Below are 23,104 nucleotides of genomic sequence, written 5' to 3' on the forward strand. Positions count from 1 at the left end.
TACAAATCAATGCTTTTTCCAATTTGGACAAGGTATTGATATTTTTGATTCGCTAATTTGGGTAAAAGTTCCATGTCAGGAGAAAAACGTAGAAAACCAAGAAGTGAACCCGCACCTACACTCTATCAAAAAAATCAACCAATTTGGAAAACGGCAATTATCCAAGTTTTGCGGGGGACGATTGGTGTTTTAGAAACTACAGTAGTTAAACTGGAGACAGAAACACCCGCTGATACTCAGAAAAAAACTAATTTTTTATGGCGTTGGGATGGATTTTTAAGGACATTCCGCTTATTTTTACCATCAAATATATCTAACAATGTATCAGATACGCTGCTGACAGGGATTTTTGCAGTAATTTTTGTGGTGACAATAGGAATAACTACATTTATGTTTATTCCTAAATCTGTGGAAGTCGCAACTGTTCCCCCGGTAGAAGCGGTTATCCCACCAAAATCAGTTATAGAACCAGAACCAACTCCCACCCCAGTTATAGAACCTGAAGTCATACCAACCCCCACCCCAGTTGTTGAACCGGAAGTCATACCAACTCCGGTTATAGAAACTGAAACTACCCCAACTCCAGTTATCGAATTAACACCTGAACAAGCTTTACTAGCAGCAATTGAAAATCAGTTTTCGGATATTACCATTGCTGTTAAAAATACGCAGGATAAAAATATTATTTCTCAACTCATAAAACCTCTTCAAGCTAACTTCCGTACTAGTGATTTAACTGTGAAAATTAGTGATATTTGGTATAACCTGGAAAAATCTCAACAGGATAAACTAGCAGCGGATATATTACAACGTTCCCAAGAACTTAATTTTATCCATTTAGAAGTTGTTGATTTTCAAGGGAAAATAATTGCCCGTAGTCCAGTTGTGGGTAATAAAATGATAATTTTTAAACGTTGAAAGTTGATAGACAGTTATTTTGTTAATAAAGATTAATATCACAAAACATTTCATCTGGATTTCATATTCCCATGAAAAGCTAGAATCATAGTTAAACACATAACTGGTTCCAAATATTTGCAACAGTTAGGTTTAATGACTTTTACTATTAAATCTTCATATTTTCAAGGAAAAACAAGTTATGAACAGCAAAAATTTGATTTATGGTTTGATTGGGTTAGTAAGCAGTAGTGCTATGAGTGGATTATTAATCGTCAGTAACACACAAGCACAGAGTCCCAATTCTGAACACAATTCTCATCATTCATCTAAACAAGCTAATCCCCCAAAAAAAGGAATGATGATGCCAACAGATCAGCATTTCATCGAAATGATGATTCCGCACCATCAGCAAGCAGTAGAAATGGCTGATATCGCATCAACTCGCGGACAACATCCAGAAATTAAGAACCTAGCAGTTGCTATTAAAAAAGACCAAACCCGCGAAATTGAACAGATGAGAACCTGGTATAAGAAATGGTACGGTAAAGAAGTACCTATAATGACTATGACTGATCAAGGAATGATGGCAGGTTCTGGGAATATGTGTCAACAGATGAATCCACCAGAGACGATGGAAATGCCGATGAATGGTAAAATGCACTGCATGAATATGGATTTAGAAACATTAAAAAATGCACCAGATTTTGATAAAGAATTTATTCGTCAAATGATTCCTCATCATCGTATGGCTGTCAAAATGTCACAGATGATTGTTAAAAAAACTGCCAAACCAGAAATCCGTAATTTAGCTAGGTCTATCATTAAAACTCAAATGGCAGAAATTAAGCAAATGCAGCAATGGTATCAAAGTTGGTATAAGTCAAAGCCTGTATAAACCATTGTGGAAGCCGGATATTGCGCTTGATTTATAACCGTTACGGTTGGTTGTATGAAGAATTTTAGCAGTTCCAAATTGGAGAGACTGAAAAACGAACGTACCTTGATTTTTTCAGCCTCCCTAAAATTAACTTAATTCTAATAAACCTTGATAGCCTGTAACAATACGATTACCATCTTTGAGAATGTGGACTTCAATTTGATCACTAGCCCAAGTAATTTTATCGGCGAATTCTGGATTAAAGATATTGACTTTTTGATTACTAGAAGAAACGGGAGAATCAGGAGAATTAATTGCTAGGGATTTGACAAAAGGACCATCAATCAAAATATCTAATTCTGCCAATAATTCTTTTGCACCGGGAGGTGCGGAATCAGATTGTAATTGTTGAAGAGTGAAGCCAGTAAAAGACATGACATTTAAACCCGCTGCTTTTAACTTTTTGGCTAAAATTGTTAGTGCAGGTGCTTGCCAAAATGGTTCACCACCGGAAAAAGTTACACCCGTATTCTGGGGATTTTTGAGAATACTTTCAGCGAGGGTATCAATAGCAACCAAATCATTAATCTCAAATGCCCAGGAGTCGGGATTAAAGCAACCAGAACACTCACGGTTACAACCTTGTACCCAGACAACAGCCCGACAACCGGGTCCATTAACTTCTGATTGGTCAACATAACCCATAATGTTCAAATAACCGGGGGGAATGTCCGCGAGTCCTAGAGATGGGTTCATGGGCTTAGTTTCCATCTTTTCTCAACTCCTTTTCAACTTTTCCTATTACTTGCTAATATAGCGAGACTCTGAAAAAGTGTGGAGAAAGAAAATATAAGCTTTTTGAAGTTTGATTATTTTGTGCAGTTAACCTTTAGGTTTTTTTAAGCTTTTGCCCAGGAGGGGATGAATGAACGCGCAGCAGAGATCGCATGAAAGAATGCAAATATCCTGTGGCTGGCTTGACCATGATCCCGGCATTTTTGCAGGTCGAAAGACCGTAATTCTTTTTCTATAACGTTTTCGACATCAGCAGCTAAATTTAACCTACCTTCATTGAGATAACATTCGGTGAGAAACAGTAATTTCTCAACATTAATTTCATTGGTTTCCCATTGAATTTCAATAGGAAACTCATAATTTTTTTCTAATGTTCCCCCACTGTAAACGTTTTCCATGAGTTTATTGCCGATAATATATTTAACTTTATGGGTGTTAGCCAGTTCTATTAAATCATTAGCAGTTGGCTTCAATCCCAGACGACGACGGAAAACGGAATCAATAATTTCATACTTACTATTGTCTGGAAATACTGTGACAACCACAGCCGCAATTCCTTCTGTATTTCCATAACATCCGATGATGTTTTGACTTTCTTCACCGTGAACAAATAAGATATCCATAATATGCACTAACTGAATTAATAATAGGGAATCGAGTTGATAAGATTCTCGCAGATGAGACACAATACTTGTCGGTCAAGGAAATGTAGGTTGGGTTTCGCTGTCGCTCAACCCAACAAAATCCCTGATAATATTGAGTTATGGCTGATGCACCCGGCGATCGCGAAGCGCTGCTGCAAGCAGTTCGCAGGGATACGCCACACTATGGCTATAATCTATCAGACTTTTTTCCAAAATTGTAACTTTGTTCAAAAAAAAAGCACCTTTTTATCAATAAGTTAATTTTAGATTAATTACAAACTAAAATCTATTTCTTTAGATAGATGAAAGGGCAGATTTTATTTTGTTTAATCAAATGTTGCTCAATTAACATATTTTTGACATCTCGTCGCAGGAGTCAGATCCCCGACTTCTCTAAGAAGTCGGGGATCTTATTTATTGTTCTGAATAAGAAATATTAATCAGATGTCGTTCTGCACCTGCACCTAAAACCCAGCGAAGAGTTGTGAAAAACCGAGGCCAATTGTCTGTACCATTACCAAAATATTCGGCTGCAATTTTCTCTTCTAAATCATTTATATCAATTGTCTCATCATCAAGTTCTTTTTCTATTTCGTCAATTACAGCTAATCGTTGATCTTTTAATCTTTGAACATTAAGTTCCAGTGTATCAATAGTAAATTCAACATTTTCTATAGGAATACCAGCTTTTAAACAAGTGATTTCATCAGGTCTAATTTCACCATCTTTACTACTGAATTTAAATAGACGTGATGTTGGTAAATTGAGAGGGTTTAATAATCTGCTATCAGGGATTTTACCATCTTTCTTTTTACCGCAACAGGGGAAATCTTTCAGCAGTTGTGGATTTTCCAAATCATCATCTTTTAGTCCACCTGGAGGAAGACAGATAGCAAGCATATTTTGCCAATCTAGATCATAATTATTTTCTTTTGTTGATTGGTTACGAGGAATAAAGTGTTCTACAGAGCGATTATTTTTATGAAGAGACATTTCACAATAAGCACAAAGTCCTTTTTGATCAGCAAATAAAGTATCACGAATTGCATTAAAAGTTTTACTGTCACTTGTTAATCCTTTTTCCTTTTTTTTTCCGTTCTTACTTTTCCTTCCTGTCCATCGCCTAAATTGAGAAGAATATTGCTCCCTATAGTTTTTAAGTTCCTCTGGTTCTGGGGATTTCAGCACTTTTTTCATACCGCATTCCTCCGTTCTAAGCGGCGGATTTGCATATCTGCTCTAGTCATATCTGGATCATAAGATTCCCAATCTTGTAATTCTTTTTTAAGGCGTTTTGCTTCCTCTAATTGACCATTATCAATTGCTTCAAAAAGGCGTGTCAGTGTTCTTGATTCTTCTGTATCTGGTCTTAAATCACTCAACCCTAAAACATATCTGACAATATCTGAACTTTTCATCCCCCTGGTAGGTGATGGACATTCCTTGATTTGATAATCTTCTAATATCTTCACCTGATTTTGTTTAACTGTTGTCACAACTTCAGGACTGTGAGTAGTGGCGATAATTTGAGTGTTGGGAAATACCTTTTTTAAATCAGGAATAATCTTTTGTTGCCAAGTTGGATGTAAATGCAAATCTAACTCATCAATCATCAAAATTGCTTCTGCTGCTAACGGGTTTTCCATATCTGGATTTGCTTGTGCTAACCGTCGCGCAAAGTCCATTACCAAGGCTAACATATTACGATAACCTGCACTTAATTGACTTAATAAAAGTTCTCTTTTCTCTCCTGTTTCCATTGTCCACTCAACCATCAGTTTTGCAGATACAATCTGTGAGAAATAAACATGAGTATTTGGTGCAATAATACTAGAAATAGCATTTCGTACTCGCTTTAAATCAGGAAGTTCAAGATTAATATTTCCCTTCTCTTTTGCCTCTCTCAATTCTTGAAACTCACGCACAAAAAACCAATTAGCCATATCAGTGAAACTACTTGTTGCGTCAAGGGCATGATTTAGTGAATTAAACCTATTAAGAGATTGGTGTGAAATATTTTTAACATAGGCAATATCGTTTAAATGGCGATTGCCTTGATAATAAGCTAGGACAGACAATTCATCTATTCTAGAGCGCATTGCAGAATAAAGCTGCTTTGTTCCTTCTTGTGAAATAGACGAAGATGAGACACTTACATTTATCCTTTCGTTGTCATTGTCAGCAGGTGGTTTTTTATAAACAATTGTCCAATCTGGAAAACCTGTAGTTGATACAGTGAACTCTGCCTGATTTCTTCGTTCATTATCCTTTTTTTGGACTGGCAAATCTCTTTGAAAAACAGGTGAAGCTTCTCGATATTTTTTGCCTACAATTTGTTGAATTTGAACTACATACGGATACATTGCCGCAGCAATACCATCTAATAACGCACTTTTACCTGATCCATTATTGCCAACAAAAATATTGATATCGGGATCTAAATTAACTTCCAAATGCTCGAAGCAGCGGAAGTTTTTGATAATAACTTTTTGAATGTGCATTGATTTATTTTTCTTGATAAAATTACTAATCTTCGTCTAAAGCTACAGGTTCGGTAGGATCATCATAACGGATCACTTTGCCACGTAAAGGATAAAGATTGGTATTTTGTGTTTCTAGAGATTTAATTTGATGTTGTGGGGTTTGAGGTTGTAAAATAATCACTTCCACAACATCACCAGCATGGAAAGGCAAACCTTTTAATACCAAAGTTCCATCTTCAGTTAAAGCAGTTTCGATTTTATGAGCATTCATATTATCAATCTGGTGTGTTACAGTTGATTTTATTTTAACATATTACCTCGTTACCGTTAATTGCATTTCTTTGGTGTTAATAATTCTAACTTATTTTCTAAAATTGTCCCTTTCAAATTTGCTCCCTGAAAATTTGCACCTCTAAGATTTGCACCTTTTAAATTTGCTCCTGCTAAGTTTGCACCTTTTAAATTTGCCCAACTTAAATCAGCTTCTGTTAAATTTGCTTCACTCAAATTTGCTTTAGATAAAAATGCGTTTCCTAAATGAGCTTTTGTTAAATTAGCTTTATGTAGGTTGGCTTGATAAAGTTGAGCAGTCATTAATTCTGCTTCATATAAATTTGCTTCACTCAAGTTAGCAGTAATTAAATTAACTGCCATCAAAGTTGCAAAACTTAAATTACTGCGAATAAGTTGGGCTGCGGCTAAATCAGCATTTTTTAGATTAGCATTTTGGAAATCTGTACCAATTAAATTAGCATCTGTAATCATAGTATTTTCCAGATTTGCACCACTGAAATCAGCACCAATAAAGTTGCCAAAACTTAAATTAGCCTGGCTTAAAATTGCCCCACTCAAATTAGCAATACTCAAATTAGCTTGACTCAAGTTAGCTTCTATTAACTTGGCTTGATAAAAAATAGCATTACTGAGATTAGCATGACTAAAATTAGTTCGTACTAATAAAGCATGAGCTAAATTGACTTTATTCAAATTTACCCCTTGGAGATTTGCTCCTCGGAGGTTTTCTCCTAGTAAATTTGCACCGCTAAGATCAATTTCAACTTGGGGATTTTTGTTTCTCCATTCTATCCAAGTAACTGCTCCTGAACGTAATACATTGAGATGTTGTTGATTTGCCATTTTTTGCTCCTTTAGGACTTATGCAAGTTTCACACTATTTCTTGTAGGGTGCGTCAGACTCGATTATGGGGTAAGAATAAACAGATTTTTAACATCTGACGCACCCTACTAATATGTTAGTTGCGTCAATCTTGTTCCTTATTCGTTACGCTTACCTTGGGGATTTTCCCTTCCAGGTGAGTTTTCAATTGCGGCTAAAGCGCCCGCTGCTCCTGCTAAAATATCCTGTTCTGAGCCACCTAAATAAAGTCTGCCAAAACTACCGACAGCTTGAACTTCGAGGATATTAATTTGCGCTGCTTTTTCTGCTTCATTAGCTGCTAGTGCTGCATAAGCGGCTGGTTCAACTTCCAATACATAGAGGGTTTGTCCTGCTAGTAGCAGTTGTCCTCGACGGGTACGGTTAATAAGTTGGGTTTGGTAAGCGTCAATATTGCGGATAATTTGGCTAGAAACTACACGAGGTTTGAGACATTCCTCTTTTTTTACGCCTAAAAATGCCAAAATCGCATCTCCAGCGGCTCGTGTTTCCCCTTGAGAGCCAGAATGCACTTCTAATAGTCCATATAGCCGTTCTACTACTTGCACTCCAGGACGAACGGAAGCGGATTTCAGGGCTACGTCGGTAATCTTGTTGATTTCGATACCAGGGGAAATTTCAATCCATAGGGATGTATCCCCCGGTAATGGTAAGAAACCCTGGGCTACTGTTCCCATGTATGCGGCGTGTTGAGGTTGCAGATTGTCTAGAAATACGAAACTGCGTAGTTCTATGCCCAAAGTCTTAATTCTCCAGTCATGAGGGTAAACATTTTGGATTTAGATCCCCGACTTCTTTGAGAAGTCGGGGATCTGCAATATATGAGTTTACCGTTAAAGTGGACTGGTTTGCTAATTGGTGATGATTAATTATTCGGCTGGAGGATGTTTTATTTATAAGTATTAATATGAAATAAGTCAGCCTTAAAGCCAAAATCTTCTGGATTAGAGACTTCCAAGAAATAAATTATCCTAAGAAACGAACCACAGAGGCACAGAGTACACAGAGAGAGAATTTCTGCATCAGTTTTGGGACATTTTTTTATTTGGAAGTCTCTTAGATATTTTAGATGCACAAAAAGGGTTTTACTACTGACCGCTGCTAGATTTTTCATGGGGTCTTTATGTCTAAGACTTTTATGAGATCACGGCATCTTTGATTTTTCGCTTTTTCAAAAAATTAGACATAAATGGCCGCTCAAAGAATAAGTAAAACCAGTAAGCGATAATGAGTGACATTACCGTTCCTAGTAAATAACATCCTGCTGCAAACATATCTGGTGAGATTGGTAGGTAAAACAGGAAGTAACGCACAAAAACTAAAACTGGTCCATGAGTAAGATAGAGACTATAGGAAAATGTTCCCAGGGCGATCGCTAAAGGATGTTGTAAGATCCGTAGGATTAAAGATGGTTTTTTGTCCTCTATTATTGACTTGGTTAAGGAAATAAATAGGCAAGCAAATGCTAAACCGGCGAAAGTTTGATTAATCCATATATGCAGTCCTAGCCGTCGCCATTCAGTGATGACAGCAAGACAGGTAAAGATAATAGCCAACCAACCCCAAGGTAAGGAATTTCTGATAGCTACTAACTTGGGTTTTTGGGAAAATCCAATATCTGCTGCTGCCATTCCTAAACAAAATATACATAAGAACCAAGGATTGGCTGATTCAAATAATCCATTCAACAAATATAGAGGAGTTAAACCAATTAAAAAGGTAATAATGACAATCCCAAATAATCCCAATCTTCGCCATATAGGTAACAATAATAACGGAAATAAAAAGTATATTTGCCATTCTGTGGCGACAGTCCACATGGGTGGGTTAATAGTTAGATATGAGTTACTGTCAAGATTATGAACTAGGAGTAGTTTAAGCAAGACATCCAGCAAAGAAAATCTGGGAGAAAATGCTCCTAGTCCTGCTTCTGCATTCCATTGAAAATCCGTAAATTTTTCTAAACCCAAGATAATTGCTGTTAATAGTAAACAGATTAACAGTATTATATAGTAGGGTGGTAAAATTCGCCGCGATCGCTTCTTAATATAATTCATGAAACTTCCTGATAACTGACCATTTTCAGAACGCGCTACTGGCAGCATCAAAACATAACCAGAAAGAACAATGAAAATGACAACACTAAATGCACCATATTTCATGGTTTCTCCAAATAATGACCACATTATAGGCAATTGTCCTTCAATTGATGGTTCAATATGTACGAGGACAATATATAAAGACGCTAATCCCCTCAATCCGTCTAAATAAGGAAGATGAAGTCTCTTTTTAGTGGATTCTCCGATAATTTTAGTCATTCAACTAATCTCCTATGCTATTTTTGTACGGGCATTTCTTCTCTATTTGCATTTTGGGATTGCAAATTAATTATCAAGAAGAAATACAATATAAAGTTTTTCAAGTATTTGCAAAACCCACAACAATTTTAGGACTTACACAAAAGTCACAAAATATGAATGATTAAGGAACTAAATGACAATAAAAAAGAGGGTTTTGGAGATTTTTCACCTAAGCTATAAGGTTCTCAAAATGCCTCTTAAATAGAGGTTATTTAAATGTTGTAGATGGCTATACAAAAGATGCTGATTGATTTGTAACTAAATTTGGTAATCCGCTATATGTACTTGTTCAAAAATCAGAGCAAATACTTTTTTATATTTGGAATTAATAAATACTTCCCTGATTACTGTAACGGCTTCCTTTGAGCCAATTTTTAAATATACCGCTGTTGTAATCATAGTATGTCAATAAATTTTACTGATGTACTCTTCGTACAAAATACCTTTTTAGCGACATAAATAATGTCTCTCTCTTATTTTAAAATAAAGCTACAAAATAAATATCAAGTAATCGTAAAGTTTAAACATAAATTATGAAGATTTAAAAGTAAACTTAGTTTTATGATGAGTACGGTTACAGCCAGGATACTCTACCCAATACTGTTCGGTTAACGAAAATTTCCACGTAAATAACATATTGTATAAAACCAACAAATTATTGAAAATGTTAGGTTTTGTTCCTCAACCTACGTATTTTTGTTTTTTAGTCTTAACCGAACAGTATTGATACTCTACCAATAGGACATAAGTATAAATAATACTTACGAAAAATAGGGTATTGATTACTGCTGTATTTTGTGATTTCATAGTCCAATTTAATCTAAATTAAAGTAAAAACTGTATCTGTACCTACAACTTTAATTTTCCGAAATATATTTTTCATTACAGCTTTAAATAAGAATAATAGCGAGAATGGGGGCAGAAGAAATGATTGTTTATTTTCTATTGTGAAATCATGGTAGTGATATCAGAGAACGTTCAGAACCGATTAACTATACAAACTGTAGAAATTGCCCCTAATACCACTGCGATTCGTTCTCTAGACTGGGATCGGGATCGTTTTGATATTGAATTTGGTTTACAAAATGGTACAACCTATAATTCATATTTAATTAGAGGTGAACAAACAGTTTTAATTGATACTTCTCACCAGAAGTTTCGTGAACTTTATTTAGAGACTCTTAAGGGTTTAGTTAATCCTAAAACGATTGATTATATAATTGTTAGCCATACTGAACCTGATCATAGTGGCTTAGTAGAAGATATTTTACAGTTAGCACCTAGAGCCACTGTTTTAGCTTCTAAAGTGGCTTTGCAATTTTTAGAAGGTTTGGTACATGAACCTTTTTCTAAGCGAATTGTTAAAAGTGGCGATCGCGTAAAAATTGGTAAAGATCACGAAATGGAATTTGTCAGTGCGCCAAATTTACACTGGCCAGATACTATTTTTAGCTTTGATCGCAAAACTCAAGTTCTCTACACTTGTGATGCCTTTGGAATGCACTACTGTGATGATCGCACTTTCGACGAAGATTTAGAAGCTATTGAAGCTGATTTTCGCTTTTATTATGATTGCTTAATGGGTCCAAATGCTCGTTCTTTGCTGAATGCAATGAAGAGAATGGGTGAACTTGGTGAAATCAAAATTATTGCCAATGGACACGGACCATTACTACATCATAACCTGGATATTCTCAGAGAATATTATCATAATTGGAGTCAAAAACAAGCAAAAACAGAAACTACTGTCGGTTTGTTTTATGTTTCTGGTTATGGACATAGCGATCGCTTGGCACACTCAATTGGTGATGGTTTGCAAAAAGCTGGTGTTGGTGTGGAAGTATTGGATCTCAACACCGCAGAAAGCCAAGAAATTCAAGAATTAGCCGGCAGAGCATCTGGTTTAATTGTAGGGATGCCTTCTACTAGTGCAATTAAAGCACAAGCCGCAATTAGTTCTTTATTAGCCGTTGCTAAAAATAAGCAAGTTGTGGGTTTATTTGAGTCCTATGGTGGCGATGATGAACCGATTGATACTCTCAGACGCAAATTTATTGATTTAGGTATTAAGGAAGCTTTTCCAGCCATTCGGATTAAAGAAACCCCCACAGATTCCACCTATAAACAATTTATAGAAGCAGGCAATGCTTTGGGACAATTGTTAGTGCGAGAACGCAATATTAAACAAATCAAATCTCTCGACGTGAACATGGAAAAAGCGTTGGGAAGAATTAGCAATGGTTTGTATATTGTCACTGCCAAAAAAGGCGATATTAGCGGCGCAATGATCGCTTCTTGGGTAACACAAGCCAGTTTACAGCCTTTAGGTTTTACCATTGCTGTAGCCAAAGATCGCGCTCTCGATGACTTAATGCAAGTAGGCGATCGCTTTGTTCTCAATGTTCTGGAAGAAGGCAACTATCAAGATCTGAAAAAGCATTTTCTCAAACGTTTAAATCCCGGTGCTGATAGATTTGCAGACGTAAAAATCCAAACTGCTAAAAATGGTTCACCCATTCTTACCGACGCACTCGCATACATGGAATGTGAAGTAATCAGCAACATGGAATGTAGTGATCACTGGATTTTATACTGCACAGTTGAAGATGGCAAAGTTTCTAAACCCGATGGAATTACCGCAGTTCGTCATCGCAAAGTCGGAAATTACTATTAATAGGTAATGGGTAATAGGTAATTGGTAATTGGTGATTACCCTCTTCTCTACCTGTTCCCTGTTCCCTGTTCCCTGTTCCCTATTACCCATTACCTAATTATTAACTAACCATCTTTCATAATAACTATGACACTTCCAGATTCATTTTCTAACGCTGTTGAATCAGCTAAAAATTGGGTTTCTCAAGTTTTTTCGACCCAACAAGTATCCATGAGCGATTCTAGACCAAGGGACGTACAAATACTACCAATTGCTACCAACACAAAAGTAATGCGATCGCGCAGTAAGTCGCGGTTGCGGTTTGAAATTGAATATGCTCTAGAACGGGGAACTACTTCTAATAGCTATTTAATAGAAGCCGATAAAACTGCATTAACAGACGCTCCCGCCGAAGGATTTACAGAAATTTATCTGGAAGCATTACAGAAAAATATTAATGTGCAAAAGTTGGATTATGTAATTTTGGGACATTTTAACCCCAATCGTATTCCTACTTTAAAAGCAATTTTAGCGATCGCACCCCAAATTACCTTTGTTTGTTCCCTTCCCGCCGCTAATAATTTACGTGCTGCTTTCACCGACCAAGATATCAAAGTTCTCGTCATGCGGGGGAAAGAAACCCTAGATTTAGGTAAAGGTCATGTCTTGAAATTCTTACCTACTCCTAGTCCCCGCTGGCCTGAAGCACTTTGTACTTACGACCAACAAACCCAAATTCTTTTTACAGATAAGCTATTTGGCGCTCACATCTGTGGTGAAGAAGTATTTGATGATCATTGGGAAACTTTCAAAGAAGACCAACGTTATTACTTTAACTGCCTCATGGCTCCCCATGCAACTCATGTGGAATCAGCTTTGGAGAAAATCTCCGATTTGCAGGTGAGAATGTATGCTGTCGGTCATGGACCCTTGGTACGCACCAGTTTAATTGAACTAACCAAATCCTACGGTGAGTGGAGTCGCGCTCAAAAAGATCGAGAAATATCCGTAGCACTTCTCTACGCTTCCGCTTATGGCAACACTGCCACCTTAGCACAAGCAATGGCATTAGGATTAACCAAAGGTGGCGTTGCCGTTAAATCTGTCAACTGTGAATTTGCAACCGCTGACGAAATCCGTACCAGCTTGGAACAAGCAGATGGTTTTATCATTGGTACTCCTACCATTGGTGGACACGCACCTACTCCCATTCATACCGCATTAGGAATTGTCCTCTCTAGCGGTGATAATACCAAACCGGCGGGGGTATTTGGTTCTTACGGTTGGAGTGGTGAAGCTTTAGACTTGGTAGAATGCAAACTCCGAGACGCTGGCTATCGTTTCGGTTTTGATACCTTGAAAGTCAAATTTAAACCAGATGAAGTCACTCTCAAATATTGCGAAGAAGTCGGTACAGACTTTGCTCAAAGTTTGCGAAAAGCTAAGAAAGTGCGTGTTCCTCAACAATCTGCAACCCCCACAGAACAAGCTGTCGGCCGGATTATTGGTTCTGTCTGTGTCATTGCCGCCAAGCAGGGAGAATTTTCGACAGGGATGATGGGTGCTTGGGTATCTCAAGCTACTTTTAATCCACCGGGAATTACTGTAGCGATCGCCAAAGAGCGGGCAGTCGAATCACTATTATATCCTGGTGGTAAATTTGTCTTGAATATCCTTCCTGAAGGTGTTCATGTGGAATACATGAAACATTTCCGCAAAAGTTTTAAACCTGGAGAAGATAGATTTGCTAACTTCCCCACAGCGGAAGCCGATAATGGTTGTACCATTTTAACAGAAGCTTGTGCATATCTAGAATGTTTGGTACAACAGCGCCTAGAATGTGGTGATCATTGGGTAATTTATGCAACTGTTGACAACGGTAAATTACTCAAGCCGGATGTTATGACTGCTATTAACCACCGGAAAACAGGCTCATACTATTAAAGATATAAGGATACATTATAGCCCCCTCCTCGCTTGCGAGGAGGGGGTTGGGGGTGGGGTTCTTGTATTTTAAATCTCCCAAATACTCCTTTGGGAAATTATTTTTTCTTAGAACGATTTTTCCGTCGAGATTCTTTCTGCATTTTTTTCTTTTTATCAGCTTTAGCTTTATCTATATTTGTTCTTGAGAAACCATCAATTCTTTCCAAACCAATGGGAGAAACATCCCTTTTATTTGATGACTTAAAGTTTTCTAATAACATGGGAGAAATATCCCTTTTATTATCTGTATTAGACCGAAAACAAGCCCAACATTCCACTTCTGATACAGTATCATCAATCCAAGAATAACGTTGATTCTTTTGCAGTTTAGCTAAGGCAGCTTCTACACCCATCTCAATAGCATCATGTACATTCTCTTGACTTATAAACCACCTATCAATTACATCCTGTTCATAAAGTTTGTCAATATGTTCCTTTAATTCAATAGGACAAATATCCGTACTATTAATTACTAAATGAGTCCAAACAAACGAATCATCAGGTTCATTGGCAAATTTAGTTGAAAAAAGTTCATCATAATATTGAATAACCTGCTCTCTAGGAAGAACTCCTTGCACAACGAGAACAACTAATGATTGTAGAGCCGCATCTCTCACATATTCATTAGCTTCTTGATTTTCTATTAGTTGCTTAATTGGCTCAATATTTCCATGACAAACACAAGCCAGAATTCTTGCTAAATCTTCAGTGACTACATCTCCAGAAAAATCTACTGCGATATCACCCGGAATTGAAAAAAAGTCAATAATTAGAGGATAAGCTTTAGCTTCTCTAAATTGTGCTAATAAATATAGAGCATAAATATGTAAAATATATGCTTCTTCTTCAAATAGTTCCTCTAGATTATTTTTGCATTCTTCCAAAGTTGCTAACAACAAAGGAGTAATAGCTTCCTGTTCTTCAATAGCTCTCTCCACAGCTAGACGAGGAAATACTCCAGTATTGTTTTCTAGTTCCGATAAAATTTCTTCTAACTGCATATCAAATATTGGGTTGACTAAAAAAAGGCCGTGTTTATGCCTCTGTGAGAAGCATAAAGTACGTAGCAATACTATTGCCGAAGCCCTGAAACCCTATTGATATCGTCACGATTTTATTGGGTTTCAGACATATTTTAGAAAATTGGCAATAGTATTGACGTATTATACCATTTTTGCTTGATTTATTATAAATAAAATAATGTAGCTATAGTTACCCCCTCAAAATAGAAAACACGGAATAAACTATTGACCAGCAAGAAATTCAGGATTTGCTGATATTTTTTTAACTCTTACAAAAGTTAAATTTTTTAATTTCCGTAATTTCCACAAAGACAATTGTTAAATACTAGTTTAATCTCAAATTATGAAGGTATTTAACTAAGTAGGTGGGCGTTAAAAGTTGTCGTTGGGGCAAGGGAACAGGAAGAGAGTTTTGAGTGATTTTACTTTTCTTCACATACCTTTAAATTTTTCTGTTCACCTACTTAGATTGCCAGATACTTCTGAAGCGATTAATTACCCATTACCCATTACCCATTACCCATTACATAGATTGGCTCAAAAATAAAAATCCTACTTGTAACAAACCAACAACAAAACCTAAAACACCACCCAAAGTGACAATTGCTTGTAATTCATTTCTGACAATTCCCTCAATTGCATCTTCTAACTCAGCAGGTGATGTACCTTTGACTCGTTCTACAATTACCTGATCTATAGATAAAATAGGAATTGCTTGAGATACAATAACTTCTAAATCTTTTTCCAGATACTTTTCTAAAATTGATGCTAAATCCCGTGCAACAAATTCTAAGGAGGTGTTAACAACGCTTGAACTACTTAAGCGATTTAGTAATACAATAGAAATCCTTTCCCAGTCAGCCGATTCTGTTAATTCCTTCAGTAAATCACTACCACTATTTTGTAGATATTGACGGACATTATCTCTAATAGTTTTTCGCAGTTGACGCACTGTACCAACTGGGAGATTTTGCAAAGATAAATTTTGTAATAATTCTTTAATGCGATCGCGCATTCTTAAATCTTTGATTAATTCTTGCAATCGCTTGTTAGTTGCTTCTTTCTCATCTAAGCAAAATGTCCGTAATCGAGTTAAAGTATTTTTCAACCCAAACAAATTTGCCACTACCCAATAAGTACCACTGGTTTTTTCTCGAAAGCTTTCATCAATAGTTTGAATTGTCCGATCTGTTAAAAAATCAATAATAACTTGTCGTAATCTATCTGAAGGTAAAACCACCTCTAGCAACCAATCAGCTAACCGGATAGATTGTTCATCACTGAGTTGAAATTCTAGTAATACTTTGTCAAATATTTGGTTAACTTGGGTTTCTAAAAATGTTTCTTTTCTCGCCAAAACCTTCAAGAGACGCGGTAAAGATTCACCTAATAAATCCCGTAAAATACCAGCTAAAATTTTAGTGCTACGAGGGTTTTTATCACCTTTAACTTGATCAACTACCAGACGTAATAACCAGAGAATTCCACCTTGTAATCGTTCAGGTTGTAGGAGTTTCCGCGCCAGATTTTGCATTTCTTCTGGAGTCAGTAGCGATTTCATAATCGCATTAGCAATATTCTGTCCTAACCGTTCCTGATTACTAGGAATTAAACCAGGAGTAAACGGTACTTTTCGTCCAAAAATATAAACGGCTTTATAGGGACGAAATAACATTTTTATGGCTATGTCGTTGGTATAATAGCCAATTAATCCACCCAGAATAGGGGGAGATATATATAATAGAATTCTAGACAAATCCACAGGCTTTTGGATTAGGTAATGGGTAATGGGTAAGGATGGAAGTTTTATTGAATTATTAATTTTGGTTCTACCGCTCCCTTTACGTAAAACGACATTTATTGTAGGTTGGGTTGACGCAAGGAAACCCAACAACTCTTACTAAGTAGCGAGACAGAATTAATTACACAATGTCATTGCGTTAGCGTAGCGTTAGCCATATGGAACGAAGTGAAATGAATCAATCGCAAGGGTTGTGATTGCTTCCCTTCGCTCGCAATGACTGTAAATATTTTTGTCCAATTACTTATCTTACCGCCAATGTTGGGTTATGCCTTCGGCTCCCGTAAGGGATACACTTCGTTCAACCCAAGCTACAAAAATCAAATTAATATTCTTCTCCATAAGGGGAGCAGTAGAACCTTAATTTTTAATTTCTTACTACTAATACTCCCATCATACCGTTAGCAATGGGGTAATGTGTGGCATTCATAAAACCGGCTTCAAGAGCTAACTCTATTTGCTCTTTCCCAGTGGGAAATCGGTCTAAACTAGGGCTAATATAAGCATATTCGTCTTTTAAGCCTAGATTAGTAGCTATGGGAACTACCAGATTATCCAAGTACCACTGTTGCACAGCGCGGTACTGTTGATTGTCGGGACGATGAAAGTCTAAAATTGCGGCTTTCGCACCTGGTTTGAGAACACGGTGTGTTTCTTTGAGACTACCGGGAATATCTTTAACATTTCTTAATCCATACCCCATCGTGGCTGTGTCAAAATAATTATCATCAAAAGGTAAATTTAATACATCTGCTTCTATCCAATTAATAGGAGGTTGGGGATAGTAATTTTTGCAGCGTTCTTGAGCAGTATTTAGTAAGTTAGCGGAAAAGTCTACTCCATAAACTTTGCCTATTTTCCCTACATGACGTGCTAACCGAAAGGTTAAATCCCCACTACCACAACACAAATCTAAGCCAGTATCACCAGGTTTAGCTGCGCTCCATTTGACTGTCATTTCTTTCCAAATGCGGTGTTGTCCCAAGCTTAACTGATCGTTAAGTTGGTCATAAACAGGAGCAATACGATTAAATATAGCGCGGACTTCGTTACTCATTTGTTGAGGGAATAGGGAACATTAAGTTTTTTGGCACTTTCAGGGGTTAGGCGTTGACGGCGAACTTGGTTAGATTCAAAATTGGGTTTATCCATAAATATATCCGTGTTAGCTGCTATTTTGTTATATTTTCTATCTGTATGATGTTAAGAATAGCGCTGAAAACTCAAATGAGATGCAAATTTCTTTGATACACTAATTTTACAACTATATATCTCACTTATTTTTTCTGACTATTTTCATGAGTAATAAGTCAAAATACACATAAGAGAAGAAGATAGTTTTCTAGCTTTACATTTCTTCACGCTCATCAGACAGTATTAACTTTTTAAGACGCATCCTTTAATTATGACCGAAATACAGCCCAATTTGCCAAATCCTGACCAAGAAACAGCCACAGAATTATTAGTTAAGCTGAGACAAAAACAGGGGACTTGGGTAGAATGGGGACAGGCGATCGCCTACCTGCAAAAAAATGGTTACAATCCCCAAGACATCTTTGAAGCCACTGGATTTGAACCAATTCAACAAAATCAGGTAATTGTTGGCTCTCAGGTTTATAATTCTATGGAAAAATGTGGCTCATCATCGGCAACATTGGCATATTATAGCACCAAGAGTAGTGATGTCTTATATGAATTGCGTGGATTAACCCAAGAAGACCGAGCCACGACTGCGGATTTGACCTATCAATACAAACTTGATGCTGATGTAGTCAGGGATATAGCCAAAGCAGTGAAAGACTATTCTTGGTTTTCTAGTTTACCTGAAGGTTTTAGTAAACATCCAGGAGATGCGATCGCCTATCAATCCTGGAAATATGCTAAACAAAAATCTGACTTATCCGAGCGATCGCGCTTAATTGCCAAGGGCTTACGCTTTGCTCATTCCGAAACAGCCAGAAAACAACTAGAACAACTGTTAATGGATTTTAGCGTTACGGCTAAAGTAGCGCCGCCGATTTTACCATTTTATCGTCTAGAAATTGATGAAGATTTACCCCGGATTTTACCAGTTGTAGGCGAGTTACCATTAACATCACAGGAATTAAAAGCTGTACCATTTATTACCGAAATTCAACCATTTCGGATTGTTAAATTTGCCGGAGAACAAGCTTGGGTAGCCTTACCGGGCTGGAAAGTGCTACTAAATGCAGAAGATCCTGTAGTTGTCATTGGTAATAGCGATATTTTCCCCAACCCCCATCAAAACAAAGTTGAACCGATCATGATCGTCATAGATCGCGCTCAAAGAGAATGGGATATTTCCAATTACTTTGTGTTTGAAAACGGCGATAGTATTGACTTTCAATGGTTTGAAACCGCACCAGCAATTCCCCTGTTAGGAAAAATGATTGTCTTAGTCCGTCCCAAGAAAGTCCTTGATGAAGAATATACCAAGGATGCTTGGCAGATTGACGAATAATGTAGTTAGCTTTCCCGACAGAAGCCCCCCGCTCACTCTTAGGAGCGGGGGATGAATGGGGCGTGAGTTGACTACAGTTCCCTGACTAATGTGCAATCGTTTTCCAGCCAATTTAAGAACCATTCGTTAATATGTCAAGTTGCCTGAAAAACCCAACAGACAAAGCTTTCAGGTTTTTTAATAAATTCTCACCCCCTGTGAACGGTTACGTTAGATAAATGATCCCTAGCTTCCTTAAATAGCCCAAAAACCATCTGCGTTTATCTGCGTTTATCTGCGTTTGAATTACTCCATAAGTTATAATCTATTTAAATAAAGTCCATTAAATCAAGAGAACCTAGATTATGGTGACATTAGAACAGGCAATTTTAACTGTTAATCAACTTCCTTTTGAACAAAGAGAAATGTTATTAGAAATTATTAAAAATCAAATGATTGAATCTCGTCGGGAAGAAATTGCTGAAGATGCAAAAAAAGCGATTTCAGCCTTTCACAGAGGAGAATTAAAACCTCAATCTATGGAGAGTATTATTGTTGAATTACAAGCAAGTTTAACAGAAGATTAATGAGAGAATTAGTTTTAACGCCTAATATCAAATTTAGTCATCTTTAGATGAATTTTGCTATTAGACTGGGAATTCATTCTCAGTCGGGCTATTTGTTTTTACTTCCATTAAATCCAAAACCGTCACCATTACATTTAATTTAATATTACGCTTCCGGTTCAATTCCCAAAGCCCGTAATTGTGCAGTCAACCGATTTGCTCTTTGTGTTTCCTGTTCGGCTCTTTCTTCACCGGTTAACAACAAATTACCTTGCAAATCCCACCACCGCAACCAGGGTAATTCTGCATTCTGATATTCTCCTTGCCATAAACCTAACTCCACACCCATAGTTGTAATTGAATAATGTCCCCTTTCATTTGCTGACAATAACTGATATTTTCCACCAATTAATTCATAAACTTCTATACTGGCTTTATTCACTTCATAAATGCCATAAAAAGCAGGTTTAATCACCTGTTCATAAATCCATAATTTACCCTTCCAAGGCGTTTTATCTCTTTCTTCACTACCATTCCCAGAAACAAATTCTAACGCAATTAACGGCGAAATATATTCTTGCCAAAGGACATAGGAGCGTCGGGTTTTACCATTTAAAGAAGGTGGTACATTGGGAACATAGAACCAGTCTGGCGCTTCTGCACCTTTTTCTGGTGGTTCAGTAATACGCCAATAAATACCTAAATCCTGTCCAATACAATATTGACCATCAGGATTTAATTTCTTGAGGATGGGTGTAATGGAGTCAGTCAGTAAGATGCTTTGAGGATGTTCTTGCCAATTTTGACCTACGGTACGCTTCGCTAACACAAATGTACCGTCCGACTCTGGGAGTTGAGTGTGGTCTGGAAGAGAGGTTTCTGGATAAGGGCGTAAGTCTTGATCTTCCTGGACATCAGTTGTAAAAGTCATTATGTCCTCCTGCTGGTGTGAGGTTTATTTTAGTTTAGCAATAATAGGAGGGAAAGCGATCGCCCAGCGCTCCGTATGATGTAATGAACCTACTCCTCTAATTGAGGATATTAACTTAAATCAAATTACACAGCTTGTATAAAAACTAATGACTAATGACCAATCACCACTGATTAAGTTAAAAGAGAATATCGCCACCATTCGCGCCCAACTGCGCCCAGGACAAACGCAAATGGCGGATTGGAGATGGGGACCATTGGCTGTGTCTGCTGTGCCTGGGGCGGGCAAATCTACGGGGATGGCGGCAGCCGCAGCGATCGCCATTGCTCGTCAATATGAGGATTATTTAAACACAGGCAATCAGGATTATAAACAGTTAATTGTTGTTACTTTTACCCGTTCTGCCACTGCTAATATTAAACTTAAAATTCGGGAAAACTTAAAGAAATTATCTTTACCACAAACAGGATTTGCAGTTTATACTTTGCATGGTTTAGCTTTAATTATTGCTAGTCGTCATCCTCATTTATCGGGTTTACAATTAGAAAATTCGACTTTAATCACACCAAATCAAAGTCATAAATTCATTCGCACAGCAGTAGAACAATGGATTGCTAATTATCCAGAAATTTATCTACGCTTACTTGCAGGAAAGCAATTTGATGGAGAAGAAACCGAAAAACTCCGTCGTCAATCGGTGCTGCGAACGGAAATATTACCAGATTTAGCTTATACGGTGATTCATGAAGCCAAAAGTTCGGGAATATCGCCAGCAGATTTATTAAAGTGGAGTGAACAAACTCATAATAAATATGACATTTTAAGAATAGCCGCTGGATTATATGAACAATATCAAAAAATCATGCAGTTACAAGACTTTATTGATTACGATGATATGATTTTAGGGGCTTTAAAAGTTTTGCGAAATCCTAGCACCTGCCGCATTGAACAAAATAAAGTTTTTGCTGTTTTTGAAGACGAAGCTCAAGATTCTAGTCCATTACAAACAGATTTATTAGAAATACTCGCTAGTCAAGAATATGCAGATAAATTAGATAAATCAGCTTTGAATTTAATCAGAGTTGGTGATCCTAATCAAGCCATTAATTCTACATTTACACCTGCTGACCCGATTTATTTTCGGGAATTTTGCGAAGATTGTCAAATTCAAGATAGACTAGCCCAAATGGATCAAGCTGGGCGCAGTACACAAATAATTATTGATGCAGCTAACTTTGCTTTAGAATGGGTCAATAATCAAGATTTTGCCAAAACTCAACATAGACAAGCACCATTTAGAAATCAAAAAATTCACCCAGTTAAGCAAGAAAATGGCAATCCTCAACCTGTGGGACAGGGTTTAGAACTTCATACCCCTAGAGATATTCATCATACAGTTGAATTACTTTCCCAAAGAGTAATTGAGTTATTTAGGGAAAATCCCCAAGCTTGTGCAGCGATATTAGTGAGAGAAAATCGCCAAGGACGATGGTTAGCTGCGGCTTTAGAACCAATATGTGAAGAACATAAAATTAAACTTTATGATGTGGGAGAAAAGGAACGCCGTTCTCATGTTCCTCAAGAAATTCTATCATTATTGCAGTTTTGCGATCGCCCCCATTCTCCCGATTATCTCAAAGCTACCTTAGAAGTCCTTGTAGAACGACAATTAATTCCTACCCAAGATATTAACACTTTAGCTAGTTTACCTGAAGAATTTCTATATCCGGGTCCTTTAGCCACACCCCAAACAGAAACAGTCCAAAAAGCGGCTCATCTTTGTCGGAGTTTACTCAGGGCTTATTTAGAATTACCATTTTATCAAATAATTTCTTTTTTCGCCTTAACCTTAAAATATGATCAAGCCGAATTAGCCACTGCTGACAAACTTGCAGAACGGGTAAATCTGCAAATTTTTGGTAATAGTTCTATGGGGGCAATGATCTCAACTTTAAGTGAAATTGTCAATTCCGAAAGATTTGAATCTGTAGAACCAGAAAATGTAGAAGCACAATATACCAAAGCCGGACAATTAACAATTATCACCATGCACAAAGCCAAAGGGCTAGACTGGGATTATGTATTTTTGCCTTTTCTCCATGAAAATTTAATTCCTGGACGATTTTGGATTCCCCCCCAAGGACAATTTTTAGGTGATTTTACTTTATCAGAAGTTGCCCGCGCCCAAATTCGTGCCGGACTTCACAAAAAACCCATACCGGATATTAACCCAGCCTGGGAAGAATCAAAATACCTGAAAATTGCTGAAGAATATCGTTTACTTTATGTTGCCATGACTAGAGCCAAAAGACTCTTATGGATGTCTGCGGCTCAAAAAGCACCTTTTACTTGGAATAAACCGGAGAATTTACAAACATCAGCCCCTTGTCCAGTTTTTACAGCTTTAAAACGGCAATTTTCTCAGTGAAATAATGTATTTCTCCTTTT

At 37.1% G+C, this 23,104-nt stretch carries 19 protein-coding genes; 7 read left to right on the plus strand and 12 right to left on the minus strand.

The features are described 5' to 3' along the window. Positions 1–72 precede the first annotated feature (72 nt). Together NG743_RS10870 and NG743_RS10875 are read left to right on the plus strand one after the other, a co-directional pair. Positions 73–918 carry a hypothetical protein gene (locus NG743_RS10870; RefSeq protein WP_027402822.1) on the plus strand — a complete coding sequence of 282 codons (846 nt, stop codon included), beginning with the start codon at positions 73–75 and terminating at the stop codon, positions 916–918. Between the two features lie 181 nt (positions 919–1,099). Then, a complete protein-coding gene (locus NG743_RS10875) occupies positions 1,100–1,795 on the plus strand; it encodes a DUF305 domain-containing protein (RefSeq protein WP_257121973.1) in 696 nt (231 codons plus the stop codon). Between the two features lie 129 nt (positions 1,796–1,924). On the opposite strand, the gene NG743_RS10880 is transcribed toward NG743_RS10875, so the two are convergent. The 8 genes from NG743_RS10880 to NG743_RS10915 all read right to left on the minus strand — a co-directional run bounded on the left by NG743_RS10880 (position 1,925) and on the right by NG743_RS10915 (position 9,194). Further along, on the minus strand, positions 1,925–2,548 hold the full coding sequence (locus tag NG743_RS10880; RefSeq protein ID WP_193894067.1) for a 4Fe-4S single cluster domain-containing protein: 624 nt from the start codon (positions 2,546–2,548) through the stop codon (positions 1,925–1,927). Between the two features lie 128 nt (positions 2,549–2,676). Further along, positions 2,677–3,195 (minus strand): hypothetical protein, encoded by a 519-nt coding sequence (locus NG743_RS10885; RefSeq protein WP_257121974.1) that lies wholly within the window; start codon positions 3,193–3,195, stop codon positions 2,677–2,679. A gap of 435 nt (positions 3,196–3,630) precedes the next feature. Then, a complete protein-coding gene (locus tag NG743_RS10890) occupies positions 3,631–4,413 on the minus strand; it encodes a retron system putative HNH endonuclease (RefSeq protein WP_257121975.1) in 783 nt (260 codons plus the stop codon). After that, positions 4,410–5,717: an AAA family ATPase gene (locus tag NG743_RS10895; RefSeq protein ID WP_257121976.1), complete on the minus strand. Its 1,308-nt coding sequence runs from the start codon at positions 5,715–5,717 to the stop codon at positions 4,410–4,412. The genes NG743_RS10890 and NG743_RS10895 overlap by 4 nt, the downstream gene beginning before the upstream one ends. 25 nt (positions 5,718–5,742) lie before the next feature. Next, entirely contained in the window at positions 5,743–5,970 is a 228-nt protein-coding gene (locus NG743_RS10900; protein ID WP_039202833.1) for a hypothetical protein, read from the minus strand. Positions 5,971–6,026: 56 nt separating this feature from the next. After that, positions 6,027–6,836, minus strand: a complete 810-nt coding sequence (locus NG743_RS10905) for a pentapeptide repeat-containing protein (RefSeq protein ID WP_257121977.1) — start codon at positions 6,834–6,836, stop codon at positions 6,027–6,029. A gap of 138 nt (positions 6,837–6,974) precedes the next feature. Beyond that, positions 6,975–7,616 carry a beta-carboxysome protein CcmP gene (gene ccmP, locus NG743_RS10910; RefSeq protein ID WP_015080173.1) on the minus strand — a complete coding sequence of 214 codons (642 nt, stop codon included), beginning with the start codon at positions 7,614–7,616 and terminating at the stop codon, positions 6,975–6,977. Positions 7,617–8,012: 396 nt separating this feature from the next. Then, the gene (locus tag NG743_RS10915; RefSeq protein WP_027402829.1) at positions 8,013–9,194 is read right to left on the minus strand and encodes an acyltransferase family protein; all 1,182 of its coding nucleotides are present in this window, start codon (positions 9,192–9,194) and stop codon (positions 8,013–8,015) included. Positions 9,195–10,191: 997 nt separating this feature from the next. Here NG743_RS10915 and NG743_RS10920 point away from each other — a divergent pair. Further along, positions 10,192–11,910, plus strand: coding sequence for a diflavin flavoprotein (locus NG743_RS10920; RefSeq protein WP_257121978.1), 1,719 nt, complete (start codon positions 10,192–10,194; stop codon positions 11,908–11,910). Between the two features lie 210 nt (positions 11,911–12,120). Continuing rightward, the gene (locus NG743_RS10925) at positions 12,121–13,833 is read left to right on the plus strand and encodes a diflavin flavoprotein (RefSeq protein ID WP_027402831.1); all 1,713 of its coding nucleotides are present in this window, start codon (positions 12,121–12,123) and stop codon (positions 13,831–13,833) included. A 98-nt stretch (positions 13,834–13,931) separates the two neighbouring features. Here the strand turns inward: NG743_RS10925 and NG743_RS10930 are convergent, their stop codons facing one another. The 3 genes from NG743_RS10930 to ubiE form a co-directional block, all read right to left on the minus strand. Further along, positions 13,932–14,876: a DUF1186 domain-containing protein gene (locus tag NG743_RS10930; protein WP_257121979.1), complete on the minus strand. Its 945-nt coding sequence runs from the start codon at positions 14,874–14,876 to the stop codon at positions 13,932–13,934. A gap of 544 nt (positions 14,877–15,420) precedes the next feature. Continuing rightward, entirely contained in the window at positions 15,421–16,659 is a 1,239-nt protein-coding gene (locus tag NG743_RS10935) for a DUF445 domain-containing protein (protein WP_027402833.1), read from the minus strand. Positions 16,660–17,065: 406 nt separating this feature from the next. After that, the gene (gene ubiE, locus NG743_RS10940) at positions 17,066–17,755 is read right to left on the minus strand and encodes a bifunctional demethylmenaquinone methyltransferase/2-methoxy-6-polyprenyl-1,4-benzoquinol methylase UbiE (protein WP_257121980.1); all 690 of its coding nucleotides are present in this window, start codon (positions 17,753–17,755) and stop codon (positions 17,066–17,068) included. Positions 17,756–18,103: 348 nt separating this feature from the next. On the opposite strand from ubiE, the gene NG743_RS10945 reads away from it, so the two are divergent. After that, entirely contained in the window at positions 18,104–19,180 is a 1,077-nt protein-coding gene (locus tag NG743_RS10945) for a RuBisCO accumulation factor 1 (protein ID WP_027402835.1), read from the plus strand. A 344-nt stretch (positions 19,181–19,524) separates the two neighbouring features. After that, a complete protein-coding gene (locus NG743_RS10950) occupies positions 19,525–19,746 on the plus strand; it encodes a hypothetical protein (RefSeq protein ID WP_257121981.1) in 222 nt (73 codons plus the stop codon). Positions 19,747–19,891: 145 nt separating this feature from the next. Here NG743_RS10950 and NG743_RS10955 read toward each other — a convergent pair whose 3' ends face one another. Beyond that, positions 19,892–20,656, minus strand: coding sequence for a Uma2 family endonuclease (locus tag NG743_RS10955; protein ID WP_257121982.1), 765 nt, complete (start codon positions 20,654–20,656; stop codon positions 19,892–19,894). A gap of 148 nt (positions 20,657–20,804) precedes the next feature. Here NG743_RS10955 and NG743_RS10960 point away from each other — a divergent pair, with 148 nt between their 5' ends. Beyond that, positions 20,805–23,084, plus strand: coding sequence for an ATP-dependent helicase (locus tag NG743_RS10960; RefSeq protein ID WP_027402839.1), 2,280 nt, complete (start codon positions 20,805–20,807; stop codon positions 23,082–23,084). Positions 23,085–23,104: the final 20 nt, after the last annotated feature.

The sequence above is a fragment of the Dolichospermum heterosporum TAC447 genome (genome assembly GCF_024584745.1).
GTDB classification, from domain to species: Bacteria; Cyanobacteriota; Cyanobacteriia; order Cyanobacteriales; family Nostocaceae; genus Dolichospermum; species Dolichospermum heterosporum.

What these genes read in the sequence shown, in the direction of transcription:
- NG743_RS10870 (WP_027402822.1), top strand. Translation starts at nt 73, where the DNA reads ATGTCAGGAGAAAAACGTAGAAAACCAAGAAGTGAACCCGCACCTACA.
- NG743_RS10875 (WP_257121973.1), top strand. Translation starts at nt 1,100, where the DNA reads ATGAACAGCAAAAATTTGATTTATGGTTTGATTGGGTTAGTAAGCAGT.
- NG743_RS10880 (WP_193894067.1), bottom strand. Translation starts at nt 2,548, where the DNA reads ATGGAAACTAAGCCCATGAACCCATCTCTAGGACTCGCGGACATTCCC.
- NG743_RS10885 (WP_257121974.1), bottom strand. Translation starts at nt 3,195, where the DNA reads ATGGATATCTTATTTGTTCACGGTGAAGAAAGTCAAAACATCATCGGA.
- NG743_RS10890 (WP_257121975.1), bottom strand. Translation starts at nt 4,413, where the DNA reads ATGAAAAAAGTGCTGAAATCCCCAGAACCAGAGGAACTTAAAAACTAT.
- NG743_RS10895 (WP_257121976.1), bottom strand. Translation starts at nt 5,717, where the DNA reads ATGCACATTCAAAAAGTTATTATCAAAAACTTCCGCTGCTTCGAGCAT.
- NG743_RS10900 (WP_039202833.1), bottom strand. Translation starts at nt 5,970, where the DNA reads ATGAATGCTCATAAAATCGAAACTGCTTTAACTGAAGATGGAACTTTG.
- NG743_RS10905 (WP_257121977.1), bottom strand. Translation starts at nt 6,836, where the DNA reads ATGGCAAATCAACAACATCTCAATGTATTACGTTCAGGAGCAGTTACT.
- NG743_RS10915 (WP_027402829.1), bottom strand. Translation starts at nt 9,194, where the DNA reads ATGACTAAAATTATCGGAGAATCCACTAAAAAGAGACTTCATCTTCCT.
- NG743_RS10920 (WP_257121978.1), top strand. Translation starts at nt 10,192, where the DNA reads ATGGTAGTGATATCAGAGAACGTTCAGAACCGATTAACTATACAAACT.
- NG743_RS10925 (WP_027402831.1), top strand. Translation starts at nt 12,121, where the DNA reads ATGAGCGATTCTAGACCAAGGGACGTACAAATACTACCAATTGCTACC.
- NG743_RS10930 (WP_257121979.1), bottom strand. Translation starts at nt 14,876, where the DNA reads ATGCAGTTAGAAGAAATTTTATCGGAACTAGAAAACAATACTGGAGTA.
- ubiE (WP_257121980.1), bottom strand. Translation starts at nt 17,755, where the DNA reads ATGAGTAACGAAGTCCGCGCTATATTTAATCGTATTGCTCCTGTTTAT.
- NG743_RS10945 (WP_027402835.1), top strand. Translation starts at nt 18,104, where the DNA reads ATGACCGAAATACAGCCCAATTTGCCAAATCCTGACCAAGAAACAGCC.
- NG743_RS10950 (WP_257121981.1), top strand. Translation starts at nt 19,525, where the DNA reads ATGGTGACATTAGAACAGGCAATTTTAACTGTTAATCAACTTCCTTTT.
- NG743_RS10955 (WP_257121982.1), bottom strand. Translation starts at nt 20,656, where the DNA reads ATGACTTTTACAACTGATGTCCAGGAAGATCAAGACTTACGCCCTTAT.
- NG743_RS10960 (WP_027402839.1), top strand. Translation starts at nt 20,805, where the DNA reads ATGACTAATGACCAATCACCACTGATTAAGTTAAAAGAGAATATCGCC.